Origin of the sequence: Gaetbulibacter aquiaggeris (genome assembly GCF_044003965.1) — a bacterium.
Lineage (GTDB): Bacteria > Bacteroidota > Bacteroidia > Flavobacteriales > Flavobacteriaceae > Yeosuana > Yeosuana aquiaggeris.
Map to the genome: position 1 here is coordinate 1,115,585 of NZ_JBAWKC010000001.1, position 25,438 is coordinate 1,141,022.

26 protein-coding genes are annotated in these 25,438 nt (G+C 32.2%); 6 read left to right on the forward strand and 20 right to left on the reverse strand.

Features of this window, described 5'->3' with window-relative positions:
* Positions 1-10 precede the first annotated feature (10 nt).
* Genes V8G56_RS04640 through kynU form a run of 5 tightly spaced genes read right to left on the reverse strand, consistent with a single transcriptional unit; the run spans position 11 to position 5,332 of the window.
* Complete coding sequence (locus tag V8G56_RS04640) at positions 11-793, reverse strand: SDR family oxidoreductase (protein WP_331631085.1); 783 nt, start codon at positions 791-793, stop codon at positions 11-13.
* A 6-nt stretch (positions 794-799) separates the two neighbouring features.
* Complete coding sequence (locus V8G56_RS04645; RefSeq protein ID WP_395437283.1) at positions 800-2,242, reverse strand: aldehyde dehydrogenase; 1,443 nt, start codon at positions 2,240-2,242, stop codon at positions 800-802.
* Positions 2,242-2,649, reverse strand: a complete 408-nt coding sequence (locus V8G56_RS04650; protein ID WP_395437284.1) for a RidA family protein — start codon at positions 2,647-2,649, stop codon at positions 2,242-2,244. Before V8G56_RS04650 ends, V8G56_RS04645 begins: the two co-directional genes overlap by 1 nt.
* Positions 2,650-2,655: 6 nt before the next feature.
* Positions 2,656-4,068: an FAD-dependent oxidoreductase gene (locus V8G56_RS04655; RefSeq protein WP_395437285.1), complete on the reverse strand. Its 1,413-nt coding sequence runs from the start codon at positions 4,066-4,068 to the stop codon at positions 2,656-2,658.
* Complete coding sequence (gene kynU, locus V8G56_RS04660; RefSeq protein ID WP_395437286.1) at positions 4,061-5,332, reverse strand: kynureninase; 1,272 nt, start codon at positions 5,330-5,332, stop codon at positions 4,061-4,063. Before kynU ends, V8G56_RS04655 begins: the two co-directional genes overlap by 8 nt.
* 113 nt (positions 5,333-5,445) lie before the next feature.
* On the opposite strand from kynU, the gene V8G56_RS04665 reads away from it, so the two are divergent.
* On the forward strand, positions 5,446-5,865 hold the full coding sequence (locus V8G56_RS04665; protein WP_395437287.1) for a (4Fe-4S)-binding protein: 420 nt from the start codon (positions 5,446-5,448) through the stop codon (positions 5,863-5,865).
* A 13-nt stretch (positions 5,866-5,878) separates the two neighbouring features.
* Here V8G56_RS04665 and V8G56_RS04670 read toward each other — a convergent pair whose 3' ends face one another.
* A complete protein-coding gene (locus V8G56_RS04670; RefSeq protein WP_395437288.1) occupies positions 5,879-6,559 on the reverse strand; it encodes a hypothetical protein in 681 nt (226 codons plus the stop codon).
* Positions 6,560-6,642: 83 nt separating this feature from the next.
* Between V8G56_RS04670 and V8G56_RS04675 the strand changes: the two genes are divergently transcribed.
* Both V8G56_RS04675 and V8G56_RS04680 read left to right on the forward strand, forming a co-directional pair.
* Entirely contained in the window at positions 6,643-7,788 is a 1,146-nt protein-coding gene (locus V8G56_RS04675) for an MFS transporter (RefSeq protein ID WP_395437289.1), read from the forward strand.
* Positions 7,789-7,807: 19 nt separating this feature from the next.
* Positions 7,808-8,608 carry a class I SAM-dependent methyltransferase gene (locus V8G56_RS04680; protein WP_395437290.1) on the forward strand — a complete coding sequence of 267 codons (801 nt, stop codon included), beginning with the start codon at positions 7,808-7,810 and terminating at the stop codon, positions 8,606-8,608.
* Here the strand turns inward: V8G56_RS04680 and msrA are convergent.
* The 3 genes from msrA to V8G56_RS04695 form a co-directional block, all read right to left on the reverse strand.
* A complete protein-coding gene (gene msrA / locus V8G56_RS04685; protein WP_395437291.1) occupies positions 8,605-9,261 on the reverse strand; it encodes a peptide-methionine (S)-S-oxide reductase MsrA in 657 nt (218 codons plus the stop codon). The genes V8G56_RS04680 and msrA overlap by 4 nt on opposite strands.
* Positions 9,262-9,380: 119 nt before the next feature.
* Positions 9,381-10,160 carry a zinc ribbon domain-containing protein gene (locus V8G56_RS04690; protein ID WP_395437292.1) on the reverse strand — a complete coding sequence of 260 codons (780 nt, stop codon included), beginning with the start codon at positions 10,158-10,160 and terminating at the stop codon, positions 9,381-9,383.
* Positions 10,161-10,163: 3 nt separating this feature from the next.
* Positions 10,164-11,258 carry a Nif3-like dinuclear metal center hexameric protein gene (locus V8G56_RS04695; RefSeq protein WP_395437293.1) on the reverse strand — a complete coding sequence of 365 codons (1,095 nt, stop codon included), beginning with the start codon at positions 11,256-11,258 and terminating at the stop codon, positions 10,164-10,166.
* A 138-nt stretch (positions 11,259-11,396) separates the two neighbouring features.
* On the opposite strand from V8G56_RS04695, the gene lpxK reads away from it, so the two are divergent.
* A complete protein-coding gene (gene lpxK / locus V8G56_RS04700; protein ID WP_395437294.1) occupies positions 11,397-12,407 on the forward strand; it encodes a tetraacyldisaccharide 4'-kinase in 1,011 nt (336 codons plus the stop codon).
* Here the strand turns inward: lpxK and V8G56_RS04705 are convergent.
* The 6 genes from V8G56_RS04705 to V8G56_RS04730 form a co-directional block, all read right to left on the reverse strand.
* Positions 12,397-14,625 carry an ATP-binding protein gene (locus V8G56_RS04705; protein ID WP_395437295.1) on the reverse strand — a complete coding sequence of 743 codons (2,229 nt, stop codon included), beginning with the start codon at positions 14,623-14,625 and terminating at the stop codon, positions 12,397-12,399. The genes lpxK and V8G56_RS04705 overlap by 11 nt on opposite strands.
* Positions 14,626-14,823: 198 nt before the next feature.
* Entirely contained in the window at positions 14,824-15,702 is an 879-nt protein-coding gene (lipA, locus tag V8G56_RS04710) for a lipoyl synthase (protein WP_395437296.1), read from the reverse strand.
* 49 nt (positions 15,703-15,751) lie between these two features.
* On the reverse strand, positions 15,752-16,966 hold the full coding sequence (locus V8G56_RS04715; RefSeq protein ID WP_395437297.1) for an Nramp family divalent metal transporter: 1,215 nt from the start codon (positions 16,964-16,966) through the stop codon (positions 15,752-15,754).
* Positions 16,966-17,511, reverse strand: coding sequence for an RNA polymerase sigma factor (locus V8G56_RS04720; protein ID WP_395437298.1), 546 nt, complete (start codon positions 17,509-17,511; stop codon positions 16,966-16,968). Before V8G56_RS04720 ends, V8G56_RS04715 begins: the two co-directional genes overlap by 1 nt.
* Positions 17,502-18,614 carry a glycosyltransferase gene (locus V8G56_RS04725; protein WP_395437299.1) on the reverse strand — a complete coding sequence of 371 codons (1,113 nt, stop codon included), beginning with the start codon at positions 18,612-18,614 and terminating at the stop codon, positions 17,502-17,504. The genes V8G56_RS04720 and V8G56_RS04725 overlap by 10 nt, the downstream gene beginning before the upstream one ends.
* A 6-nt stretch (positions 18,615-18,620) precedes the next feature.
* A complete protein-coding gene (locus V8G56_RS04730; protein WP_331629340.1) occupies positions 18,621-18,824 on the reverse strand; it encodes a membrane or secreted protein in 204 nt (67 codons plus the stop codon).
* A gap of 145 nt (positions 18,825-18,969) precedes the next feature.
* On the opposite strand from V8G56_RS04730, the gene aqpZ reads away from it, so the two are divergent.
* Positions 18,970-19,656, forward strand: coding sequence for an aquaporin Z (aqpZ, locus tag V8G56_RS04735; protein WP_395437300.1), 687 nt, complete (start codon positions 18,970-18,972; stop codon positions 19,654-19,656).
* A gap of 78 nt (positions 19,657-19,734) precedes the next feature.
* Here the strand turns inward: aqpZ and V8G56_RS04740 are convergent, their stop codons facing one another.
* The 4 genes from V8G56_RS04740 to V8G56_RS04755 all read right to left on the reverse strand — a co-directional run bounded on the left by V8G56_RS04740 (position 19,735) and on the right by V8G56_RS04755 (position 23,333).
* Positions 19,735-20,523: an anti-sigma factor domain-containing protein gene (locus tag V8G56_RS04740; protein WP_395437301.1), complete on the reverse strand. Its 789-nt coding sequence runs from the start codon at positions 20,521-20,523 to the stop codon at positions 19,735-19,737.
* Between the two features lie 11 nt (positions 20,524-20,534).
* A complete protein-coding gene (locus V8G56_RS04745) occupies positions 20,535-21,065 on the reverse strand; it encodes an RNA polymerase sigma factor (protein ID WP_395437302.1) in 531 nt (176 codons plus the stop codon).
* Between the two features lie 67 nt (positions 21,066-21,132).
* Entirely contained in the window at positions 21,133-22,143 is a 1,011-nt protein-coding gene (gene murB / locus V8G56_RS04750; RefSeq protein WP_395437303.1) for a UDP-N-acetylmuramate dehydrogenase, read from the reverse strand.
* Positions 22,143-23,333, reverse strand: a complete 1,191-nt coding sequence (locus V8G56_RS04755) for a pyridoxal phosphate-dependent aminotransferase (RefSeq protein ID WP_395437304.1) — start codon at positions 23,331-23,333, stop codon at positions 22,143-22,145. The genes murB and V8G56_RS04755 overlap by 1 nt, the downstream gene beginning before the upstream one ends.
* Positions 23,334-23,461: 128 nt before the next feature.
* On the opposite strand from V8G56_RS04755, the gene V8G56_RS04760 reads away from it, so the two are divergent.
* Positions 23,462-24,799 carry an aspartyl protease family protein gene (locus V8G56_RS04760; protein ID WP_395437305.1) on the forward strand — a complete coding sequence of 446 codons (1,338 nt, stop codon included), beginning with the start codon at positions 23,462-23,464 and terminating at the stop codon, positions 24,797-24,799.
* A 49-nt stretch (positions 24,800-24,848) separates the two neighbouring features.
* On the opposite strand, the gene V8G56_RS04765 is transcribed toward V8G56_RS04760, so the two are convergent.
* Complete coding sequence (locus V8G56_RS04765; RefSeq protein WP_395437306.1) at positions 24,849-25,274, reverse strand: DUF1573 domain-containing protein; 426 nt, start codon at positions 25,272-25,274, stop codon at positions 24,849-24,851.
* Positions 25,275-25,438 lie beyond the last annotated feature (164 nt).

The window sequence follows — 25,438 nt, forward strand, 5'->3', positions numbered from 1 at the left end:
ATTTTAAAATTTACAAAGATTTTGTTCTACCGCCATCAACAGGCACGTTGATACCGTTGACATAACTAGCCGCTTCACTGGCTAAAAAGGTAATAACCATGGCCGTTTCTTCTGGTTGTGCAAAACGTTTAGCGGGCGAATAATTTTTCATAATTTCAGTCATTTCTTCAACTGAAGTTTCTGCACCCATAGCTTTAATTTTAATAATTTCATTGAGTCGTTCAGTTTCTGTAAATCCAGGTAACACATTGTTTACTGTAATGCCAAAAGGCCCTAATTCAATGGATAAGGTTTTGCTCCAGTTACCCACAGCACCTCTAATGGTGTTACTAACCCCAAGACCGGGAATAGGCTCTTTAACCGAGGTAGAAATAATATTTATAATTCTGCCAAAACCAATGTCTTTCATAAAAGGAACCACCGCTTGCGCCAATACATGGTTGCACTTTAAGTGTTGGGTAAACGCATTATCAAATTCTTCTAAACTGGCGTTTAAAATATCACCACTTCTTGGGCCGCCTGTATTATTAATAAGAATATGAAACCCATGACTTTTCTCAATAAATTTTATGACTTGCTCTTGTAAGTCTCTGGGGTTTGAAAAATCGGCCACAATATAACTGTGGTTTTCGCTATTTGGCAACTCAGATAATACCTCTTTTAATTTCTCTCTGTTTCTTGCAACTAATGTGACATGGGCGCCTTCTTTAGCTAAAGCAATGGCAGTCGCTCTTCCTATTCCTTGCGTGCTACCGCAAACTAAGGCGTTTTTATTGTTTAAGTTTAATTCCATAATTCTTTAATATTTTATACAAACATTTTTGGCTTCGGTGAAAAAGCGTAAAGCTTCAAAACCACCTTCGCGACCAATACCTGAAGCTTTTACACCACCAAAAGGAGTACGTAAATCACGCAGCATCCAGGTATTGACCCAGACAATTCCTGCTTGTATTTGGTTGCTCATACGCATGGTTCTTTTTAAATCATTGGTCCAAATTGTTGCCGACAAACCATATTTTACGTTGTTAGCCATTTGCAAAACCTCATCTTCGGTATTGAATGGCATGATGGTCACTACCGGTCCAAAAACTTCTTCCTGGTTTATTCTGCATTCATCCGTCGAGACTTCAATCACTGTAGGTTCAAGATAGTACCCGTTTTCAAATCCTTTAATGTTTACTTTATGACCGCCACATAATATAGTTGCACTTTCTTTTTTTGCAATAGCTATATAATCCAGCACTTTGTTTAAGTGTTGTTTTGATACTAAAGCACCAATATTGGTATCCGCTTTTGAGGGATGTCCAACTTTTAAATCTTTTACTTTTTCTACAAAATCTTTTTTGAATTTTTCATAGATAGACAATTCAACAAAAATGCGGCTTCCGCATAAACAAATCTGGCCTTGATTAGAGAATGAAGAACGCACACTAATTTCTAACATAGCATCATAATCACAATCAGCAAAAATGATGTTAGGGTTTTTGCCTCCCAACTCCAAAGATAGTTTTTTGAACATAGGTGCGGCAATTTTCGCAATGTGGGCTCCTGTGGCGGTGCCTCCCGTAAAACTAATAGCTTTTATGTCTGAGTGTTCAATAATGGCTTGGCCAGTGGTTGTTCCTAGACCATGTACAATGTTTAAAACCCCTTTTGGCAAACCAGCTTCATTACATATGTCTCCTAAAAGATAAGCGGTCATAGGTGTTATTTCACTTGGTTTGGCTACCACACAATTGCCTGCGGCTATGGCAGGAGCAATTTTCCAGGTAAATAAATAGAGTGGTAGGTTCCAAGGTGAAATACAGCCAACAACCCCAATGGGTTGACGTAGGGTATAATTGATGGCATCCTGACCAACACTTTCATGACTCTCACTAGAAAATTGTGTAATAGCATTTCCAAAAAAGCGAAAATTACTGGCGGCTCTTGGTATGTCAACCGCTTTTGCTAAACTGATGGGTTTGCCGTTGTCTTTGCTTTCAGCTGCTGCGAAACCTTGTAAGTTGGCTTCTAGTAATTCTGAAATCTTTATTAATATTCTACTCCGCTCTTCAATGGTGGTTTGTGACCAAGTAGGAAAGGCTGATTTTGCTGCAATATAAGCGTTTTCCACATCTTCTTTGGATGAGTTAGGTAACTGCCCATATACTTCACCACTGGCAGGACAATAGTTGTCTAACCATTCATTTTGAATTGGATCGTGAAAATTACCATTGATATAATTTTGGATTTTGTCCATTACAATTTCTTATAAGCCATTACCTTAATCTCCACCACCAAATCGGGATGTGGTAATTGATGCACAGCAACAGTAGTCCGTGCTGGTCCAGTTTCTTTATTAAAGAATTCTGCATAGGCTTTATTATAACCAGCAAAATCGTTCATATTTACTAAAAAAGAGGTGACATCAACCACATCTTTTAGGGAGGCGCCTTCTTTGGCTAAATTCTTTTCTATATTTAATAAAACTTCACGGGTTTGTGCCTCAATATTTAAGCGTTTTGTTCCCATTTCATCAATGATGTCAACACCTGCAATCGTATTATCAGCACGGCGAGAACTGGTGCCTGAAACAAATATAAAATCTCCTACGCGTTTGGTATGGGGATAGGCTCCTCTGGGGGTTACAACTTTTTCTTCACTCATAATAATTTATTTTAGTCCAGCTATGTTATCTTCTTGAAGTATTTCCTGTGTTTCAGAATTTATTTTTTCTAAAACTAGTCTTAAATCACTATTTAAATCTATTTCTCCTTCTGCCAACATATTTAAAATGGCTTTATCTTGTGCGCGTCCTTTTAACATGGCTTCTCTATAACCTATATTTTCATTAAAAGTGACCAAAGAATATTTAGAGGCGTATTGCTCCGGAAAATTCTTTTCTAAGGCCATTTCTAAATTGCGCTTTTCTCTAAACAAATGATTGTTCACATGGTCTTTCATTTCATAAAAATTGTCAATGGCTAAATCAGCAATGGCATCCGTGTCTTTTTTGCGGGTGCTTTCGTAAGATTTGAAAATGTTTTCCCAATCACTTTTTGTGGATGGTTTATTATGCGCTTCCAAAATGTTGTCAAATTCAACCACATCTTCAAAAGAGGCATTCATTCCTTGTCCGTAAAATGGTACAATAGCATGTGCAGCATCACCCATAAGCAGAGTATTGCCTTTATAATGCCAAGGCGAACATTTTACGGTGCCTAATGGTGAAGTTGGATTTTTGAAAAAATCCTCTATCAAATTCGGCATTAAATTAAGGGCGTCAGGAAATTCTTTTTTAAAGAATTCAGTTACGCTTTCTGGGGTGGTCAAATTGTTGAAATTATAATCGCCATCATCATAACTCAAAAAAAGTGTTACCGTAAAACTGCCATCTAAATTGGGCAGTGCAATCAGCATAAATGAACCACGAGGCCAAATATGAAGCGCATTTTTATAGGTTTTATAATCACCAGAATCTGCAGGTAATATAGATAATTCTTTATAACCATGAGTTAAATAATCCTGTGAAAAACTAAATAAGAACTTTTTTTCTAAGTAGTAGCTTTTTCTCAAAATGGACCCAGCTCCGTCTGTAGCAATGATGACATCTGTATCTTCTATAAAATCTGATTTTGAGTCATAATCATAAAACAAAGCGGTAGTTTTTTCAAAATCAACGGATTTGCATTTACGATTGAATTGAATCGTTACATTTTCATGTTTTTCAGCTTCATCTAAAAGCAGCGCATTCAGGCCACCACGAGAAATGGAATTGATGTATTCATAATCCCTACCGCTATAATTTGATAAAAAAGTATTGCCTTCTTTATCATGAATCATACGGCCATTCATAGGAATACATAAAGCATTCACTTTGCTTTCTAAACCCACAAGTTTCATCGCTTTATTACCGCGATCAGAAAAGGCAAGATTAATGGAGCGCCCGGCGCTAATAGCTACTTTGCGCAAATCGGGCCGTTTTTCCATAACAGTCACGTTGTAGCCTCTCTGGCCAAGACGCAATGCTAAAAGTGACCCACAGAGTCCGGCACCTATAATGAGTATATTTTGCTGCTTATTCATTTAAAATATTTTTCAATTTGTTAACTAAATGATAGACATCTTGAAACGAATTGTATAATGGTACCGGAGCGCATCTTATCACATCTGGTTCTCGCCAGTCACTAATAACGCCAGCCTCGGTTAATTTATGATGCAGTGATTTATCGGCATTTTTAACTTGAATGGACAATTGGCAGCCACGTTCCTTGGGGTTACTTGGTGTGATAATTTTGATATGTTTGTCGTTTAGTTCGTTTAATAAAAACTCAAAATAACCGGTTAGTTTTTTAGATTTTTCAATTAATCTTTTAAATCCAACTTCATCAATAAGATCTAAAGAGGCTTTTATAGCTGCCATTGATAAAATGGGTGGATTACTCAATTGCCAGCCTTCAGCTCCGGGAAGCTGGTCAAATTCATCTCGCATTCTAAAACGGGTTTCTTTATTATGGCTCCACCAACCCGTAAATCTATTGAGGTTTTTATTATTGGCATGGCGTTCATGAACAAAGCATCCTGCTAAACTTCCTGGTCCGGAATTTAAATACTTATAGGTACACCACACAGCGAAATCAGCACCAGAATCATGTAAATTTAGTTCAACATTTCCTGCGCCATGGGCACAATCAAAGCCAACCATGCAACCATGTTTATGACCTAGTTCTGTAATTTGTTTTAAATCGAAATATTGTCCCGTGTAATAATTCACACCACCAATCATAATCAAGGCAATTTCATGACCATGAACTTTAAATATTGATTCTAAATCTTCATAATTAGCGAGTTCTTCTCCTTTTCTGGCTTTCCAAAGAATAATCCCTTCTTTTTCATCAAAACCATGATGCCTTAATTGAGATTCTACGGCATACTTATCTGAAGGAAACGCATCCGCTTCAATTAGAATTTTATAACGTGTTTTAGTTGGTTGGTAAAACGACACCATCATAAAATGTAAATTGGCGGTCAATGTATTCATAATAACCACTTCAATTGGTTTGGCCCCAACTATTTTTGACATACTTTCGGTTAAATATTCATGGTATTTTAACCATGGGTTCTTGGCGTCTGTATGACCTTCTACACCTAAATTAGCCCAATCCTCTAACTCCTGATTTATATAGGCCTTTGTTCTTTTTGGTTGCAGCCCTAATGAATTACCAGTCATATATATCAATTCCTTTCCTTGTTTGTCTTTAGGAATATGAAATTGATTTCTGTAGGTAGCTAATGGGTCATTTTTATCTTGATTCTTGGCGAATGCAGGACCTAATTGAAAGTTTGACAAAGTGTATTATTTTATCGTTTCATCAAAAATAAGAATTATAAATTTAGAAAGGAAGCCTAAAAACCGGGATGTTTTTATTATTTCAATTTTGTATATTTAGAAAAAGTAGGACTATGAGCAAAACAAAGAATTATACTAATAATGAGGTGACTATTGTTTGGGAACCTGAAAAATGCATTCATTCAGCAATATGTGTAAAAGGGTTGCCAGATGTTTTTAAACCAAAAGAAAAGCCTTGGATTAAAATAGATGCAGCGTCATCAGAGGAATTGATTCATCAGGTTAAATCTTGTCCTTCAGGTGCCTTGAGCTTTTTAATGAATAATGACAAAGATAAATCAGCTGAACATATAGAAACTAAAGTTGAAGTAAGAGAAAATGGCCCTTTGCTGATTTATGGGACCTTACATATTACTCATAAAGATGGTAATAAAGAGATCAAAAATAAAACGACAGCTTTTTGCAGATGCGGACTATCAAATAATAAACCTTATTGTGATGGGATGCATGTAAAAGAAGCTTTTAAGGGATAATCACTAAGATTAATTAGTCTAAGATTATTTTGACATTGCTAAAATATAATTTAAAAGGACCTTCTGATTTTAAATGATCTAAAGCTAATATGATACCGTTAAAATCTTGATTATTTTCCCAGGAGGTTGTTAATGATGGCGTGTCACTGTTTTGCTTTCTGTAAACCCATTCTTTAATTAAATAGTCATCACCAAAATAAAAATCATAGGCATCACCTGGGGTATATCCACCTTCATTGGAATAGGTTAAAGTTATTTTATTCAATAGGTTTTTACTTATGGGTGCTTCTTCTTTAACAACTTCTGAAATGGAAGTTCCTTGATCCCAGAGTAATTGAAATGGAGCCAGCAACCAATATTTGTCGTTAATAAAGGCTTTGTCAGCATTCATTGATATGCTATCGATATGTTTTCTGTTATATAAAATAGTGTCATTTCCAGATATCAATATAACATCATTCGTTTTAGGATGCCATTTCCATGAACGTTCAAAATGACTGCTGTCTTTATCAACATTAAAAGTAAAGACTATTTGAGATATTTTTCCCCAATTCTCAAAACCATAGGCATTAGCTATTTTTTCTGCAGTATTTAACTGGTTAGCATCAGTAACTGTGTTGCCTTTTTCTGTTTTATCTGATTTGCAGAAAGAAAGTAGCGAAACGAAACAAATTAGTAATATGATTTTTTTCATGTTTTCTTTCAAAGATACTAAAGAAGTATTTATTCAAGAACTTATTTTATTTTAGTAGGGTCAAACCTTCATTAAACTCAAATATGAATTCACTAAAACTAATTTTTTCTAAAGGCGTGTATTTTGGACCAGCTTTAGTTTTCGCGACTTTAAATGTTATTTATGGAACCTGGGCCATATATATTCCGCGGATAAAAGCAAATTTAGGTATTGATGAGGGGCAATTAGGTCTAGCTATATTTTATATGGCCTTAGGCACCTTATCCATGATTTTATTAGCGCCAAAATTTATTGGCAGGTTTGGCGTTGGCAAGGTTACCGCGTCTGGTGTTTTTTTGTTTCTATTTTCATTTCTTATTCCTTTTAGTGCTGGAAGTTATTTTTGGTTGTGTTTTGGAATGTATATTGTTGGTGCTTTTTCTGGACTCACGGATGTTGCAATGAACGCTTTGGTAAGTGAAATTGAAAAAAGAGATTCGGTTCATATCATGTCAGCCAATCATGGGTTTTTTAGTTTAGGAGGCTTTTTAGGAGCTGGTATTGGAGGTTTGTTTTTACCTGCTGATTTAATGCCATTGAACCATTTAATAATAGTCATTGCTGTTTTATTTATTTTGAATATACTATTTGTTAGAACTTATATACAAACCGTTTCAATAAAGTTGGATGGGGTTCCATTTAAACTAGAGCATTGTAAACCTTTGGTTTTGCTGGCAATAATGGCTTTTTTTATAATGGCAAGTGAAGGTGCTATTGTTGATTGGAGTGCCTTATATTTAAAAAATATCTCTCTTGCAAAGGCCTCTTGGATTGGTTTAGGGTTTACCATTTTTTCTGCAACAATGGCATTTGGTAGATTTCTTGGCGATGGCATTAGTAGTCAATTCGGTTCCAAAGTATTAATATTAGTTGGTTTGATTTTATCAATGATTGGATTTGTATTTGTCTTATTGGTACAACCACTAATTACCATTTTTGGTTTCGGGTTGGTAGGACTGGGGCTTTCAGTAATAATACCTGAACTTTTTAGATTAGGAGCTAAAACGCCTCATATAGATTCATCTGTAAGTATATCCTTCATTTCAGGTATAGGATTCTTTGGTTTTTTAGTTGGTCCTGTTTTGTTAGGTTTTTTAGCTGAAATATCGAGCTTGAAATTGAGTTTTTTAGCTTTATTAATTTTCATTTTAATTTCTTTTATGGCGGCCTTAACATTAAAACGAACATGAGTTTTTAACTTAATCTATAATGGAAAATATAAATTATTATTTTGAAACTAATAGAAAAACCTGGAACCAAAAGGTTAAGGCCCACGTTAAAGGTGATTTGTATAAATTAAAGGCATTTAAAAAAGGAGCATCCTCATTAATGTCTTATGAAATCAATGCTTTGGGTAATGTTGATGGTAAATCTTTATTGCATTTGCAATGTCATTTTGGACAAGACACTTTAAGTTGGAGTAGGTTAGGCGCTCATTGCGTTGGATTAGATATAAGTGATGAAGGTATTAAAATGGCCAAACAATTAAACAAAGAATTAAATCTTAATGCTAGTTTTATTTGCTGTAATGTCTTAGAGACTTCCAAACATTTGAATGACACTTTTGATATTGTGTTTACCAGTTATGGGGTTATAGGGTGGTTGCCAGATTTAAAACCCTGGGGTAAAATGATTGCTCAGCGGTTAAAAAAAGGAGGTGTATTTTATATGGTGGAGTTTCATCCTTTAGTCTGGATGTTTGATTATTTAAGCGGAAAACCCATTTTAAAATATGGTTATATGCAAGATGAGGTGATTTATGAAGAATATGAAGGCACTTATGCCAATTCAGATTCTAAAATGATAAGTAAAGAATATGGCTGGAACCATGGATTGGGTGAAGTAGTGAATGCCCTTATTGAAGCGGGATTGCAAATAGAATATTTAAATGAGTATGATGAAAGTCCATATAATGTGTTACCAGATCTAATAGAGACTAAATCGGGTATGTATGTTACAAAGGACAAATTATATCCTTTAATATTTGAAATTAAGGCAATTAAGTCTTAATGATTTTCTTTTAGGACTTCAGGCATTTTTGCTTTAAACCGATTTAGCCTTGGAACAGAAACGCCTTGAACATATCTGTTTTCTGGATGTAATTTTTCATAATTTTGATGATAGTCTTCAGCTTTCCAGAACTTTTGAAAAGGATACACTTCTGCGGCAACCTCTTTGTTTAAAATTTTTGATAATGCTTCTTTTTTCATTAAAATGATTTGTTTTTGATTGTCGTTTTGATAAAAAATGATGGAGCGGTATTGTGAACCATTATCCGGGCCTTGACCATTTACCTGAGTGGGATTTTGAGAAGCAAAATACACATCCACTAGTGTTGCAAAACTAATCACTTGTGGGTCATAAATAACTTCAACAGCTTCTGCATGTCCGGTTCTGCCAGTATTACTTGCCTCATAGGTTGGATTATTGGTGTGCCCGCCAGAATAGCCATTTATAACCTCATCGACCCCTTTTACACTTTCATAGATTGCTTCAACACACCAAAAACAGCCACTAGCGAAATAAGCTTTAGCCTTTCCGTTTTTTATTGGGACTTCAACGGGTTTTGCATTGATAACGGCATTCTGTTCTTTGTTAACCTGTGCCGAATTTTGACAGCTAAATAATAAGGCGATTAAAAATAAGGGTATTAACTTTTTCATAGGTTATTTTAAATAATTGTGCTATAAAATTATAAATCCTAAAATTATTTTGTGTGAAAGTTTTATTAAATAAAAAAGCCTTCAGAATATGAAGGCTTTTAACGTATATTTTTAATGGTTTATAGCTTTGAAAAAAACTTTTCCATTTTTTCCTTTTGTTCAGTAGCTAGTAATTCGTCTACTAAGATTCTACCACTGTGCTCATCAGTAATTATTTTTTTTCTTGAAGCTATTTCTACCTGTACTTGTGGTGGAATTGTGAAAAAAGATCCGCCAGAAGCGCCTCTTTCAATAGCTACAACAGCTAATCCGTTTTTTACATTTTGACGGATTCTGGTATAAGCTGAAACTAAACGCTCCTCAATTTGATCTTTATAGTCTTCAGACTTTGCAATTAACGCTTGTTCTTCTTTTGCCGTTTCAGCTAAAATAGCATCAAGCTCTCCTTTTTTGTGTTTTAAGTGAGTTTCTCTTGCTTTTAAGCGCTCTTTAGTTTCTGCAATAACTTCTTTCTTTTGTTCAATTTGAACTCTGAATTCCTTAATATGTTTTTCAGCTAATTCAATTTCTAATTCTTGAAATTCAACTTCCTTGGTTATTGAATTAAATTCTCTGTTGTTTCTAACATTTTTTTGCTGCTCAGCGTATTTTTTAATTAAGGCTTTTGATTCTTCAATTAAATTTTTTTTAGCAACAATTTCATTGTCTACAACTTCTAAACTAGAAACCAATTTTTCTAATCTGGTAGTAAGTCCAGCAACTTCATCTTCTAAATCACGAACTTCTAGTGGAAGTTCTCCTCGTACATTTCTTATTTCATCTATACGAGAATCTATAAGTTGTAAATCATATAAAGCTCTTAAACGCTCTTCAACAGTTACTTCTTTCTTTTTAGTCATACTTTAAAAATACTTAACAGGATTGGTATGTGTCTTCGATAAAACGACTGCAAAATTAGTGATTTTTTTAATAAGAAATGCTACTAAAATATTTTTTGTGAATTGTTCACTTTCAAAATGCCCAATATCAGCCAAAATCAGCTCATTTTCAGCCGTAAAAAAGTCATGATATTTTAAATCTGAAGTTATAAATACCTGAGCGCCTGAGGCTTTAGCGGCTTCAATAGCAAAACTTCCGGAGCCACCTAAAACAGCAATATTTTTAATTGGTTTTCCTAATAAGGCCGAATGTCTTATGTGGGTCACATTCATTTTTGTTTTTAAATAATTTAAAAACGCCAATTCTTCCATTGGTGCCTTCAATTCTGCCACCATTCCCATACCAATGTGCTGATTTTTATTTTCAAGTGTGGTAATTTCATAAGCTACTTCTTCATAGGAATGTGTTTGGAATAAAGTTTTTAAAATAGAAGACTCTAAATGTTTTGAATAAGTAACGGATATTTGTGTTTCTTCTTCCTTATGAGTATTTCCTTTTAATCCTTTTGTTGGTGAAGACATTTCATTTCCCATAAAGGTGCCAATTCCTTCCGTATTAAAACTACAGTTGGAATAGTTCCCAATATTACCTGCTCCTGCTTTAAAAAGAGCATTTCTCAAAATTTCCGCCTCCTCTTTAGGTACAAATGTGGTTAATTTTTTAATTGTTTGGTTTTGAGGTATCAGTATGTGTTTATTTACTAATTCTAATTGATTACAAATAGCATCATTAACGCCTTGAAATGCATTATCTAAAGCAGTGTGAATGGCATATATAGCTATGTCATTCTTGATGGCTTTTAAAATAACACGTTCCACATAGGTTTTTTCAGTTATTTTTTTTAATCCTTTAAAAATGATAGGATGAAAACTTACAATCAGATTGTAATTGTTTTCTATTGCTTCATCAACAACACTTTCAAGGGTGTCTAAGGTTACTAACACCCCAGATAACTTGGTGTTTTTGTGTCCAACTAATAATCCTACATTATCAAAATCTTCAGCATAGGCTAGGGGTGCAAATTCTTCCAGAAGATTTATAACGTCTTGAATAATCATGGTATGTATGTTTTTTACCAAAGATAAAATATTTAATGTTTACCTATTTTATAATTTTCATTTAGTCTCAGTGAATCGTTTAAAAAAATAATCTTTACTTTGTCATTGGAGTGTTGAATTAAAATCATTTCAATTTCAGTGAAATTTTATAGAAAATTACTTTTCCCATTTGTTCCTGTTTATTATGCGGTTACTTGGGTGCGTAATAAATGCTACGATTTAGGAATTAAGAAATCTGTGTCATTTGATTTTCCTGTTATTTGTGTTGGCAATTTAAGTGTTGGAGGTACTGGTAAAACGCCAATGATTGAATATTTGATTGAATTGCTTAAAGATGATCATAAGATAGCGACCTTGAGCAGAGGTTACAAAAGAAAATCCGATGGCTTTCAATTAGCAAACAATAAATCTTCTGCTGAATCTTTAGGAGATGAACCCTATCAGTTTTATTCAAAATATAAAAGTGGGATTCAAGTCGCTGTGGATAATAATAGGGTGCATGGCATTAATTCATTAAAATCCATTGAAAATACGCCTGAAGTTATTTTACTTGATGATGCTTTTCAACATAGAAAAGTAAAAGCGGGATTTAATTTACTGCTTACAACTTATGATAATTTGTATGTCAATGACTTTTTATTACCAGCAGGTAATTTGAGAGAGTCTAGAAATGGAGCTAAACGTGCCGATTTTATTATAGTAACCAAATGTCCTTTAGAATTAAACAAAGACCAAAAGGAAAATTTAATTAGAAAAATAAATCCTCTTAATCAACAGCATGTATTTTTTAGTAGAATAAATTATGCTGATGTTATCAAATCATCTAAGGAAAGTAGAAAATTGGATGATATTTCTGGTTTTACTCTTGTAACAGGTATTGCCAATGCCGGCCCATTAGTTGAATATTTGCGAAATAGAAATTTAAAATTTGAACATTTAAATTTTCACGATCATTATAATTTCACTTTAAAAGACGTTGAACAGTTAAGTAAAAATGACCTTATTATAACTACTGAAAAAGACTTTATGAGGTTACAAAACTTTGAGTCATTAAAAGGAAGGCTATTTTATTTACCCATTCATGTGACTATTGATAATTCTGAAACGTTTAATGATTTAATTAAGAAATTTATACATTCTAAGAAGTAGTTGATTTTTTGGACGGTGACAACGCATTGAATAGTTTTTTCTCAAATTCTTCTTGTTTAAATGGCTTAGGAATAATATCAGTAAATCCGGCCTCATCAAACTCTTGCATTTTATCTTCAATAGTGACTGCCGTTAAAGCAAAAATGGTAAGCTCCTTATCAAAGGTCCTAATTATTTTAGTTGCTTCAATACCACTAATGCCTGGCATATGAATATCCATTAATACAATATCATAATTGTTTGTTTTAACCATGTCAACAGCTGATTCTCCATTATCAACCACATCACATTTAAGTCCCATTTTAGTTAAGATTTTTTTTGTGATCATTTGGTTGATTTTATTGTCTTCTACCACGAGAACTTTAACATTGGTTAAGTCTAACGCTTGATTACCATTAAACGGAGTAGATTTTACCTCTTTAGCTTCTTTTTCAGAATATTTTAAAGGAATTTCAAAATAGAATGTTGTGCCTTTGCCTAGCTCGCTTTTTAAATAAATTTTACCTTTTAAAATATCAATTAATCCTTTAACAATAGATAGACCCAAACCAGTTCCACCATATTTGCGGTTAATTTGTATAGATCCTTGCGAGAAGCTTTCAAACATATTATCTTGCTTTTCTTGACTGATGCCTATACCATTATCTTCAACTTCAAATCGCAAATTGTAAATATCATTTTCTTCTTTTATTTTAATCACTCGTATCCATATATCGCCATCTTTTGTGAACTTAATAGAATTGCCAACGAGATTGATTAAAATTTGTGAAATTTTTAATTGGTCAGCAAAAAAGTTCTCAGGTAATGCTTTATCATATTCTAAATGAAGTTTGGTGTTGTTATCAGTTGCTGAGTTGTTTAATGCCAGTAAAATATTATTTATTTTCTTTTTTAGATTAAATGCTTCCGGATCTATTTCAACTTTATTGGCTTCAATTTTATTTATTTGTAAAATATCATTAATAAATGTTAGCAAGTAGTCTCCTGAAAATTTAAGTGATTTTAAATGTTGGATTTGCTCAGGTTTTGGATTTTCTTCCAAGAGCATGTTACTTAAACCTGTTACAGCGTAAAGAGGTGTACGTAATTCATGAGTTACAGTAGATAAAAAATTGGCTTTTGTTTTTGAAGCTAATTCTGCTTTCTCTTTGGCCACAATAAGTTCCGCATTTTTCTTGTGGAGCATATTGTTGGTTTTTAATCTGATATTATTGTTTTTGTAAAGAGATAATGTTAATAATGATAAAATGGTAATTAAGGCAACACTTAAAATAGAAATTAAAGTGCTTAAATCATTTTTATCTTTAGCTTCTTTTAACTGTTCTTCTTGTTTTTTGCTATTTGCAATTTGATCATTAATTAAAAATTGAATTTTCTTGTCAGGCGATAAATTTTCCCTTTTAACGGCTCTTAAAGAATCAGAAAGTTTTAAGTAAGCTCTTAAATATTGATTTGAAAGTTTATAATCTCCAATACCCTGATGTATTTGACTCAAAACTAAATAACCTTCATTCAGTATGTCACCATAATTCTTTTTTTTAGCAATTAAGATACCTTCATTGGCATAGGTAAGGGCTTTTTCATTATCTCCTAAGATATTATAAACTTTACCATGGTAAATAAGGGCGCTACTTTCAATTCTAGGTAATTGCAATCGTTTAGCTAATGCCAGAGCTTGTTCTATAATAGTTCTTGCCTTATTGTAGTTTTTTAATTCAATATAAGTTTCGGCTTCACTTAACAAAACACCAGATAAATTATTATTTAGACCTACTTGCTCAAAAAGTGTTTGAGCTGATATATAATAATCTAATGCTTGATTATAATTTTTTTTGCTTTTATAGATATCACCAAAAGTCTTATAAGAGTTTCCTAAATTGGCATTATCTTTAGCAAATCGCTGCATTTCTATAGCTTTATTGATAGAAATAATGGCTGCATCTAATTCTTCAATAATGAGTTGAAGATTTCCTTTTTTAGAATAAATTAAACCAATACTTATTTTATCATCAATACTTTCGGCAATTTCTAAGGCATCATCAAGTTTTTTTTGGGCTTCATAATAGTTAAATTTATTAATATCATCTTCTGATTGTGAGATGAAATAATTTATCTTGTTTTGAAGTAATTCCGGATCTTTTTCAATAGAATTCTGTGATGACACACTGAGGGTCAACAGCATAAAAAGAGCTAGTATATGTTTATAGATTTGGGTCATCTTTTTACTATTACTAACAAATATAATTTTTTTTCCGATAAAACGCATCATTTTTCCGATAAATTACATGTTTAGCCAATAATTTTTTTAAATTACCTACATTGTTGATAATTCAATTTTAAAATTCTTACAATTTTGAGGTAATCTAATAATACATCTTCATATCCTTATCAAAAACATTGACAGCACAATTCATGATTAATGAATGTGTTTTTGGGCCTTGTATGAAGAACGAACTAAAGCACTACTTTCAACGTGACGGAAACCAAGGTTTAAGCCTATTTCCTCATATTCTTTAAATTGGTCTGGATTGATAAACTGTTTTACTGGTAAATGTTTTTTACTTGGTTGTAAATATTGACCAATAGTTACTACATCAACATCATTCGCTTTTAAGTCATGAAGTGTTTCAATAACTTCTTCTCTTGTTTCTCCTAAACCTAGCATAATTCCAGATTTTGTTCTGCGTTGGCCTTGCTGCTTTAAATATTTTAAGACGCCCAGACTTCTGTCATATTTTGCTTGAATCCGGACTTCACGAGTTAAACGTCTTACAGTTTCTATATTATGAGATACAACTTCTGGAGCTACCGCAATAATCCTATCAATATGTTGTTCAATCCCTTGAAAATCTGGGATGAGTGTTTCAAGCGTTGTTTCAGGATTCATTCTTCTAACTGCTTTTACCGTTTCAGCCCACATAATGCTGCCCATATCTTTTAAATCATCTCTATCAACACTGGTTAAAACGGCATGTTTAATATTCATGATTTTAATAGAACGGGCTACTTTCTCAGGTTCATCCCAATCTATCGATTCTGGACGACCTGTTTTTACACCACAAAAACCACAGGAACGCGTACAAATGTTTCCTAAAATCATAAAAGTAGCCGTGCCTTCACCCCAACATTCACCCATATTAGGGCAACTTCCAGAGGTGCAAATAGTATTAAGTTTGTATTTGTCAACTAAACCTCTTAGCTCAGTATACTTTTTACCAGTAGGTAGCTTCACTCTTAACCATTTTGGTTTGGGTTGACGCTCAGGTAATATATTTGAAATTATTTCTGATTCCATAGCTTAAAAAGAAAGCCACAAAGATACAAAGTATTCTTTAATTCAGGCTCTATAAAGTGGATAGATACCAAATACTAAACCCTATTAAAAATATAATACCCAACCAACTTAATACATGCAGTTGGTTAGATGGACGCCATTCTTTTGGTGTATGATGACTTGAAATTAATCTATAATTAATGATGGCATAAAAAGGCGCAGTAATAAAGGATAAAATAGTCGCAATTTTAATAAGTAACCCCATTTCTGAATTTAAAAAGAAAAAAATGCAAATGGTTCCAATAGTTAATAAAGTAATCCATATCAAATATCCATACTTTGAGGGTTTTTGAAACAACAGTTCAGAAGCCCTGTTCATCGCTCTGGGAGAGGCATCTAAGGTGGTTATTGTGGTGCTGAACATGGTGGTAAAGGCGGCTATAGCAATAATATAATGAGCCCAATTTCCAAGGCTATTGGTATACATATTTATTAACTGCCCTGAAAAAACACCCGCAGAATTACTAAATGTTTCTCCGCTATTAAACATGACATAGGCACCCAACATAAGAAATCCTATACCAATAATTATAGTACTTAAATAACCAATGTTAAAATCAAATAAGGCTGATTTAGGAGTGTAAACTTTAGTTTCTTTGTTTTTTTCAATAGCCCAAAGAGACTGCCATACAGAAATATCTAATGGTGCAGGCATCCAGCCCATAAATGCAATTAAAAAAGCAATTTCTAAACTATTACTGGGTAGAATTTGTTTAATTGATAGTGGAGTTGAAGTTTTTGAATAGGCCATATAAACAGCTATGATGGTACTAATAGTAAGTGTTAATACTATTATTTTCATTAGTTTATCAAGTAACTTGTATTTACCAAAAAGCAATAATGAAAGACAGATAACAAGAATAATTATAGTCCAAATTTCTATACTTATAAAATCTCCAAAAAGGGTTGAAGCTAAACCGGCTGTAACTATTGTTACTGCCGTTTGAATGGTAAACATAGTCGCGATGCTAAGTATAAAGTAGGTTGTTAAAATACCTTTGCCCAATTTTTTGTACCCATCAAGTAAACTTTCACCAGTAGCAGTGGCATATCTTGGGCCAAATTGAAAAAATGGATATTTGAATATATTAACGAGTAATAAAGCCCATAACAACCCTAATCCAAAATCGGCACCAGCACGAGTAGATTGTACTAAATGGGAAACACCAATGGCTGCTCCGGCAAATAATAAACCAGGACCTAAATTTTTAATTTTATGAATCATTAGGATTTTTGAATAATATCAGCCAAGAGTTTTTTTGCACGTAATAGTTTAACTTTCACATTATTCATAGGTTCATTAAGTTCCTTGGAAATTTCTTTATAACTTAATTCTTGAAAATATCTTAAGTTAATCACTTCTTGATAATGTGGGTTTAATTTTTTAATGTCACGAAGTAATTTAGCTAAATTTTGTTCTGTTATCAAAGTGTCTTCAGCAGAAGGGGATTCATCTAAGATTTGAAAAGCTTGCTCATCTGAATTTAAGTTTTTGGGAGAAAAGTATTTTTTTTCTTTCCTTAATAAATCAATATGAATATTTTTAGAAATGGCAATAAGCCAAGTTTTAAACTTAAAACTATCATCAAATGTTTCTATTTTGTCAAAGGCTTTTGAAAATGTTTGAATGGTAATGTCTTCGGCGTCACTTTCGTTTTCAATGCGTTTTAGCTGAAATCCATAAACATCATCCCAAAAAGTATCCAACAAGAAATTAAAAGCTTTTTGGTCATTTAATTTAGCACGTTTGATAGCATCTTCTATTTCCAATGATTTGTTTTTGAAATTTGATTATTTATAAAGATAGTTAATTGCGTAATAATTAAAAAAAGTTCTAAAAACGGAAATAAAGGAAGTATGTCTTTTTCTCCTAATTTTTTGGTTGAAAATCCAATGATGGTATATTGTAAAGATATTCTTAACACAAATAAGGCTAGTACGATCTGCCATTTATAAGCAGTTAAAAAAAGTGCGATAGCCAGTGCCCAAAAAAATAGTTGAGAAATGTACAAGCAGGCCAACACAACTTTATGTTGTATTTTATAATAATTGGCAGTTGAAACATGTCTTCTCTTTTGTTTGTACCATTTTTTAAAGGTAGTTTCTGGAATAGATTCCGTAAAACTATCATGTGATACGCAGATAGCTGTATTTTTTGAATTGGCAATTTGATTAATGAATAAATCGTCATCACCGGAACGAATATTCATATGGTTCATAAAACCATTCGCATTAAAGAATTCACTTTTTTTATAGGCCAAATTTCTTCCAACACCCATATAAGGTAATCCTATATTTGCAAAAGAAAAATAATTAATTCCAGTTAAAAGAGTTTCAAATCTAATGAGTTTATTTAAAAGCGATTTTTTAATTTTCATGTAACGACTATAGCCTAAAACAATGGTTTTGGTTTCATTGAAATGAGAACTCATTTCAGATATCCAATACTGAGAAACTGGTTTGCAATCAGCGTCAGTAAACAATAAATTATCATATTTGGCTACTTTAATACCAAGGGTTAATGCGTATTTTTTGTTACCCCAAAAAGCTTCAATATTTTTTACGTTTACAATTTTTATTATATTGTTGGTACTTGCAAAAGATTCCATAACCTTTAAGGTTTTATCTTTTGACGCATCATTAATTAAAATGATTTCAAAAAGGGGGTAGTCTTGTGAAATTATTGAAGGTAAAAATTTCTTTAAATTCTCAGCTTCATTTTTAGCGCAAATAATTATGGAAACAGGAATGGTTTCTGAAGCTCCTGTTTTATGTTTTGAAAAGGCAAACTTTCTAAATATAAGTAAGTTAAAAAAAACTTGAATACAAACTACAAAAATAAAGATGTAGAATACGAAGTCAAGAAAGGTCATAAAATATTAAGAATGTTGAGGTTCATTGCAGTCACTAAACTGATCTGGAGTTTTACCACAAAAACCACAAGATTCGCCATTTTTATTTAAAACTGGATTTTGACTAGCGCAAGTTCCTGCAAATTTACCATCTTTTTTTGCCCATAGTTTTATGGCAATTCCAGCAAATCCCAACCCAAGAAGGGCAATTGTTATTAAAAGAAGTTTCATTAGATTAAAAATTTGACACAAAGATAGTGCTTTTGACTAAAATACTAATAAAAATAAAGTGTTGGAAATTACCGAAGAGAACCATTTTTTTAACTAATAAACAAATATTCTTATATTTATTTAACTAACTATTAAACTTTTATTTATGAAAAAATTATTTGCAGAATTTTTTGGAACCTTCTGGCTAGTTTTTGGAGGTTGTGGAAGTGCTATTTTTGCAGCTGGTTTTCCTGATCTGGGAATTGGTTTTGCAGGAGTTGCATTGGCTTTTGGTCTAACAGTTTTAACCATGGCTTATGCATTAAGTCATATTTCGGGTGGGCATTTTAATCCAGCTGTTTCAATTGGTTTATGGGCAGGAGGAAAATTTGAAGCCAAAGATTTATTAGGCTATATTATTGCTCAAGTTATTGGGGCAATTGCTGCAGCAGGAGCATTGTATTTAATTGTAACAGGGAAATCTGATTTTGTCGATATTGGTGGTTTTGCTGCTAATGGTTATGGAGATTTGTCTCCTGACGGTTATTCCATGACATCTGCATTAGTGGCAGAGTTTTTATTAACCGCTTTTTTTCTGTTAATTATTTTAGGAAGCACTAATGCCAGAGCTCCAAAGGGCTTTGCACCAATAGCTATTGGTTTGGCGTTGACCTTAATTCATTTAATTAGTATTCCAATTACTAACACATCGGTTAATCCGGCTAGGTCAACAAGTCAGGCATTATTTGCTGGTGCTGATTTTACCCGTCAGTTATGGTTGTTTTGGGTAGCGCCTATAGCAGGAGCAATTATTGCAGGTTTAATACATAAGGCTCTTTTTGAAAAAGAATAATGATATTTTTTTAAAATAGAAAAAGGGTTGTTTTATATAAAACAACCCTTTTTCTTTCTGATAAAAGATGCTATTAATCTATTTTAATTGAATTGCAGCTACTGAATTTTCCAAAGAGGCAACTGTATTGCCACCTTTCGGTTCAATAGTTATATTTAAACCAAGAGCGTCTTCAGTATAAGGAATGGCTCTAAGTTGTCTATCTGTCTCATTTAATATACCTAAGCTTACCATTTTACCTTGTAATTCAGCCCAGATTTGATAGCATTGTTCTTCAGGTAATTGAGGTAAAGAAACCACGTCAATCATTGATGTTTTTGATTTTGTGTTGATGTAAGCAACCGTTTTTAAGTTTTTAGCTCTGTTATTTCCCTGCATAATATATTTATAAGTCTCAGGGTCATTAAGTTGTTTAAACTGATACATGATATCATCAAGTTTTTTGTTGTTCATTTCAATATCACTACGTAAATCGAAAATTTCATCAACCACAACTTGGTTTTCTTCAGAAAGTTTTTGATTTTTTGAATGTAGATAAAATGATTGACCCGCAAAAATTAAAGCAGCAATGCTCGCTGCAATACTCAACTGATGCCATTTTTTATATTTTTTGGCAGGGTTTAATTGTAAAACAGGTTTTTCATCAAGCTCATCTAAAATGTTATTTAAGATGCCTTTTGGTGCTTCAACAGCTTGACTTTTTGCTACAACTTCTAGATTAAACTGCATGGTATTATATGCGTTTTCTACTTCTGGATGTCTTGCTATATAAGACTCGATATGTTCAGTTTCTTCAGAAGAAGTTTCTCCTAATAGATATTTTTCTAATAGGCCAGAATTTAAAAAAGTAATTATTTTTTCATTCATGACTTTATTTATTAAGGATTGTAAATTTTTTTCAATTCACGTAATCCAATTTTTAATCTTGATTTTATTGTGCCCAGCGGAATATCTAATTCTTCACTGGCTTCTTGTTGTGTCATACCTTCAAAAAATAAGGCATTAATTACAATTTGATATTTTTCATCTAACGTGTTCAAGTGTTTCTGAATATCTAAAACGTCTTGGTTTAGTTCGTTTGATGTTATTCTATATACGGATGAAGTTTCAATTTGGACTTCATTATTGTTTTTGTTTTTTAATGATCTAACCTTGTCAATAGCCGTGTTGTAGGCAATTCGGTAAAGCCATGTAAATAATTTTGCCTTTCCCGGATCATATTTTTTTGAATTTTTCCAGATTTTTACAAAACTTTCTTGAAGGACATCCTGGGCAATTTCTTCGTCTGATATCACCTTTAATATAACACCATAAATGGCATCCGCATAATATTCATACAACAAATTAATGGCTTTTTTATCGCCATTTTTAAGCAAGCTTACTATTTCATTTTCTATGGGTGAAATCAAGATTAATTATTTTAGTTGATGAATAAAAGACATACTAATAACACCAAAGTTAGATATTTCTTTTAAATTAAAGGATATTTACTTCAGCTTCAATGGATATGTTAAAAAGGCGAAACACCGTTTTTTGAATTAATTTTGAAAGTTTTAAAATATCTGAACCTTTTGCTTCTCCGTAATTAACCAAAACCAATGCCTGATTTTTATGTACTCCATAATCACCAAAACGTTTTCCTTTAAACCCTGCTTTTTCTATGAGCCATCCTGCGGGCACTTTAACCTCATTATTAGAAACCGAATAACTTGGTGCATTAGGGAAATTCTGTAATAGTTTTTCAAACTCATTTAGTGATATCACTGGATTCTTGAAGAAACTACCACTATTACCTATAATTTTTGGATTGGGTAATTTACTTTCTCTTATTGAAATAACAGCTTTTGAAATATCCTGAATAGTTGGATTCTTAATGCCCATTAATTCTAACTCAGATGAAATGGTACCATAATTAATATTTAATTTATGATTGCGTTTTGTAAACTTAAATGTGACATTAGTTATGATGTATTGATCTTTTTGTTGTTTGAATATTGAATCTCTATAACCAAATTCACATTTAGATTTTAGAAAGGTTTGCGATGCCAAATTCGATCGAGAAATAGTTTCACATGACACAAACGTGTCTTTTAACTCAACTCCATAAGCTCCAATATTTTGTATAGGAGAAGTGCCTACATTTCCTGGAATTAATGACAGGTTTTCAATACCTCCATAATTGTTTTTCATGCACCAAAGTACAAATTCATGCCAGTTTTCACCGGCATTCACTTTTACAAATACAAAATCCTCATCCTGAGAGATAACATCTATACCTTTAAAGTTTATATGAATAACGAGTTTATTCTGGTCTTTTGTAAGCAGCATATTGCTTCCGCCTCCTAAAATAAGTTTATCAGTATACTCAGGAAGAGATAAAACTTGCTTTAATTCTTTAATATTAGAAACTGAAACAAAATGTCTGGCAGTAACATCAATACCAAAAGTATTATAGGGTTTTAAAGATATGTCTTGCTGAATATGCATTAATCTTTGTACACCTTTAAAGCCTCTTTAATAATATTTACAGCTTTTATCAAACTTTCTTTTTTAAGTACATAAGCAATTCTAATTTGGTTTAAACCAACCCCTGGAGTAGAATAGAATCCAGCCGCAGGCGCAACCATAACAGTTTCACCGTTTACATCAAAATGTTCTAAAAGCCACTGGGCAAAATTATCTGCATTTTTTATAGGCAATTGAACAACACAATAAAAAGCGCCATTAGGTTTGGCTACTTTAATACCTGCAATTTTTTGTAATTCTTCAATTAAAATATTTCTTCTATCTACATATTCATGTATAACATCATCAAAATAACTTTGAGGTGTTTCTAGCGCGGCTTCACTAGCAATTTGGGCAAAAGTTGGAGGACTTAATCTTGCCTGGGCAAATTTTAGAGCCGTTTGTATAACAGCTTTATTTTTAGATACTAAATAACCTATTCTTGCACCACACATACTGTATCTCTTTGAAACAGAATCGATCATGATGGCATTATCTTCTATCCCTTGTTCTTGCATAATTGAATAATGGCTATGACCATCATAAGCAAATTCTCTATATACTTCATCGGCAATTAAAAATAAATCATGCTTTTTAACAAGAGAAGCCAGTTGTTTTATTTCCTCTTTTGAATATAAGTAGCCTGTTGGATTCCCTGGATTACAAATTAAAATGGCTTTCGTTTTTGGAGTGATAAGTTTTTCAAATTCTTCAATAGGAGGTAAGGCAAAATTATCTTCAATTTTAGATATTACTGGTACAATATTGACGTTTGAAGCTGTTGAAAAGCCATTATAATTGGCGTAAAATGGTTCTGGAACAATAATTTCATCATCAGTATCCATAATACTGCCAAAAGCAAATAACAAGGCTTCACTACCACCAGTAGTTACAATAATATCATCATGAGTCACATGAATTTGCTTTTTGTAATAATAGCCTGCGATTTTTTTACGGTATTCTTCAGAACCCTCAGATCTGGTATAAGCCAAAATATCTAATGAATGTATTTTAACAGCATCTAGAGCTATTTGAGGTGTTTTAATATCCGGTTGCCCAATATTTAAATAATAAACAGTTTTTCCTTGTTTATGTGCGTTTTCAGCATAAGGGACTAATTTTCTGATGGGAGACTGAGGCATGGATTGCCCTTTTAATGAAATTTTCGGCATGTTAATTATAATTTTTCAACTACAAAGTTGAGAAAATTATCTTAAAGTTTATTTAAAAAACAGCCATATTTCAATTTGATAACAAAAGGATTTGTAAATTGAATATATCAAGGGTTAAGTCCTTTATTATGAAAAATTTATTCAACTTTTTATTATTGTTTTTGTGTTTTAGTAGCCTCGGAATTTCTCAAGGAAAATTTACTATTCAAAACAATAAAAAATCTGATAAAATTAAATTTGAATTAATCAATAATTTAATAATCATTCCTGTTAAAGTCAATGATATTGAATTATCTTTTTTATTAGATACCGGTGTAAGTAAAACAATTATTTTTAATTACAAAAATATTTCGGATTCATTAAAAATGAAAGATACGGAGGCTATCTATTTGAGAGGTTTGGGTGAAGGAGAATCAGTTGAAGCTTTAAAATCTCGTAATAATGTATTTAAAATTGGCGACGCTATTAAATTAAATCAAGATTTATTCGCTATATATAACGAAAACATCAATTTTGCTCCAAGGCTTGGTATTCCAGTTCACGGAATCGTTGGTTTTGACTTGTTTAAAGATTTAGTTGTTGAAATTAATTATTCCAATAAATACATAAGATTAACAGAACCAAAGGAGTTTCATTATAAAAACTGTAAAAAATGTGAAACACTTAATTTAGAATTTTATAATAACAAACCTTATTTGAATGCCAATGTTAAAATAGCAGAAAAAGATATATCTGTAAAATTACTCATTGATTCTGGCGGAAGTGATGCCTTGTGGTTATTTGAAGATAAGAATTTGGGAATACGGCATAGTGATAAATATTTTGAAGATTTTCTTGGTCATGGGTTAAGTGGAAGTGTCTATGGAAAACGATCAAAAATTGATGAAATATCCTTTAAAGGATTTAAAATAAAGGATGCCAATGTGGCCTTTCCAGATTCCTCCTCTATAGCATTTGCTAAACAATTTAAAGACAGAAACGGAAGTTTAGCAGGCAATATTTTAAAAAGGTTTAATCTGATAGTAGATTATCAAAAGGCATCTATAGTTTTAAAAAAGAACGTATTTTTTAAGCAGGAATTTACTTATAATAAAAGTGGAATTGAATTGGCTCATCATGGGGTAAGATTTGTAAAAGAAGCAGATTACAAAAATAATCAGAAGATTGATATGGTTAATGAGGAAACCAACAGTATACCAGTAATTAATTGGGGCTCTAGTTATAAATTAACACTAAAGCCTGCGTATGCAATAGTAGAACTTAGAGAAGATTCACCGGCATTTAATGCTGGATTAAAAATAGGAGATATCATTTTAAGCATAAATGGAAAATCTACGTATGAGTTTACTTTGCAGGACTTAATGCAAAAGTTTTATGATAAGGAAGGATCTAGGATCAAATTAAATATAGAAAGGAATGGAACAAACTTTATTGTTAATTTTAGACTAGAAAATTTACTCGAATAAAAAAGGCCCAAACAACAATGATGCTTGAGCCTTTTTTTTTATTAGTTTTTTATTTTTCTATAAGACTTTTATCTTTTTTTTCAAGTACACTTTCTTTACTTGAATCAATAACTTCACCTTTTATTTTTAAAGCGACGGTTGGCGTGTCAGCATTAGAAATAACGGTAATAGTTTTTCTTATAGGATTCACTCTATTGGTGTCATATTTTACTTGAATTTCTCCAGTTTTTCCAGGTAATATTGGATCTTGTGACCATTTTGGAACTGTACATCCACAGCTAGAAGTTACCTTTGAAACAATTAGTGGAGCATCACCAGTATTTGTAAATTCAAATATTCTTAATCCATCAGCTCCTTTTTCAATGGTTCCATAATCTACTGTGTCAGTTTTAAACTTAATTTTTGCCACTTTATCTTGGGCATTTATTGAAAAACTGATTAAACCGATAAATAAAATAGTAATTAATTTTTTCATTATTAAAATTTTTAAATGTTAGTAAACATACTTACTTTTTCCATAATCTGCAAAAATATTAGATGAAATGCACTTTTGTTAACATTTTAAAAACACATCATTTTTTTGTCAATACCAATTATTGGCTTTCACAGAAAAAGAAATATAAGTACTTTTGCAAATCA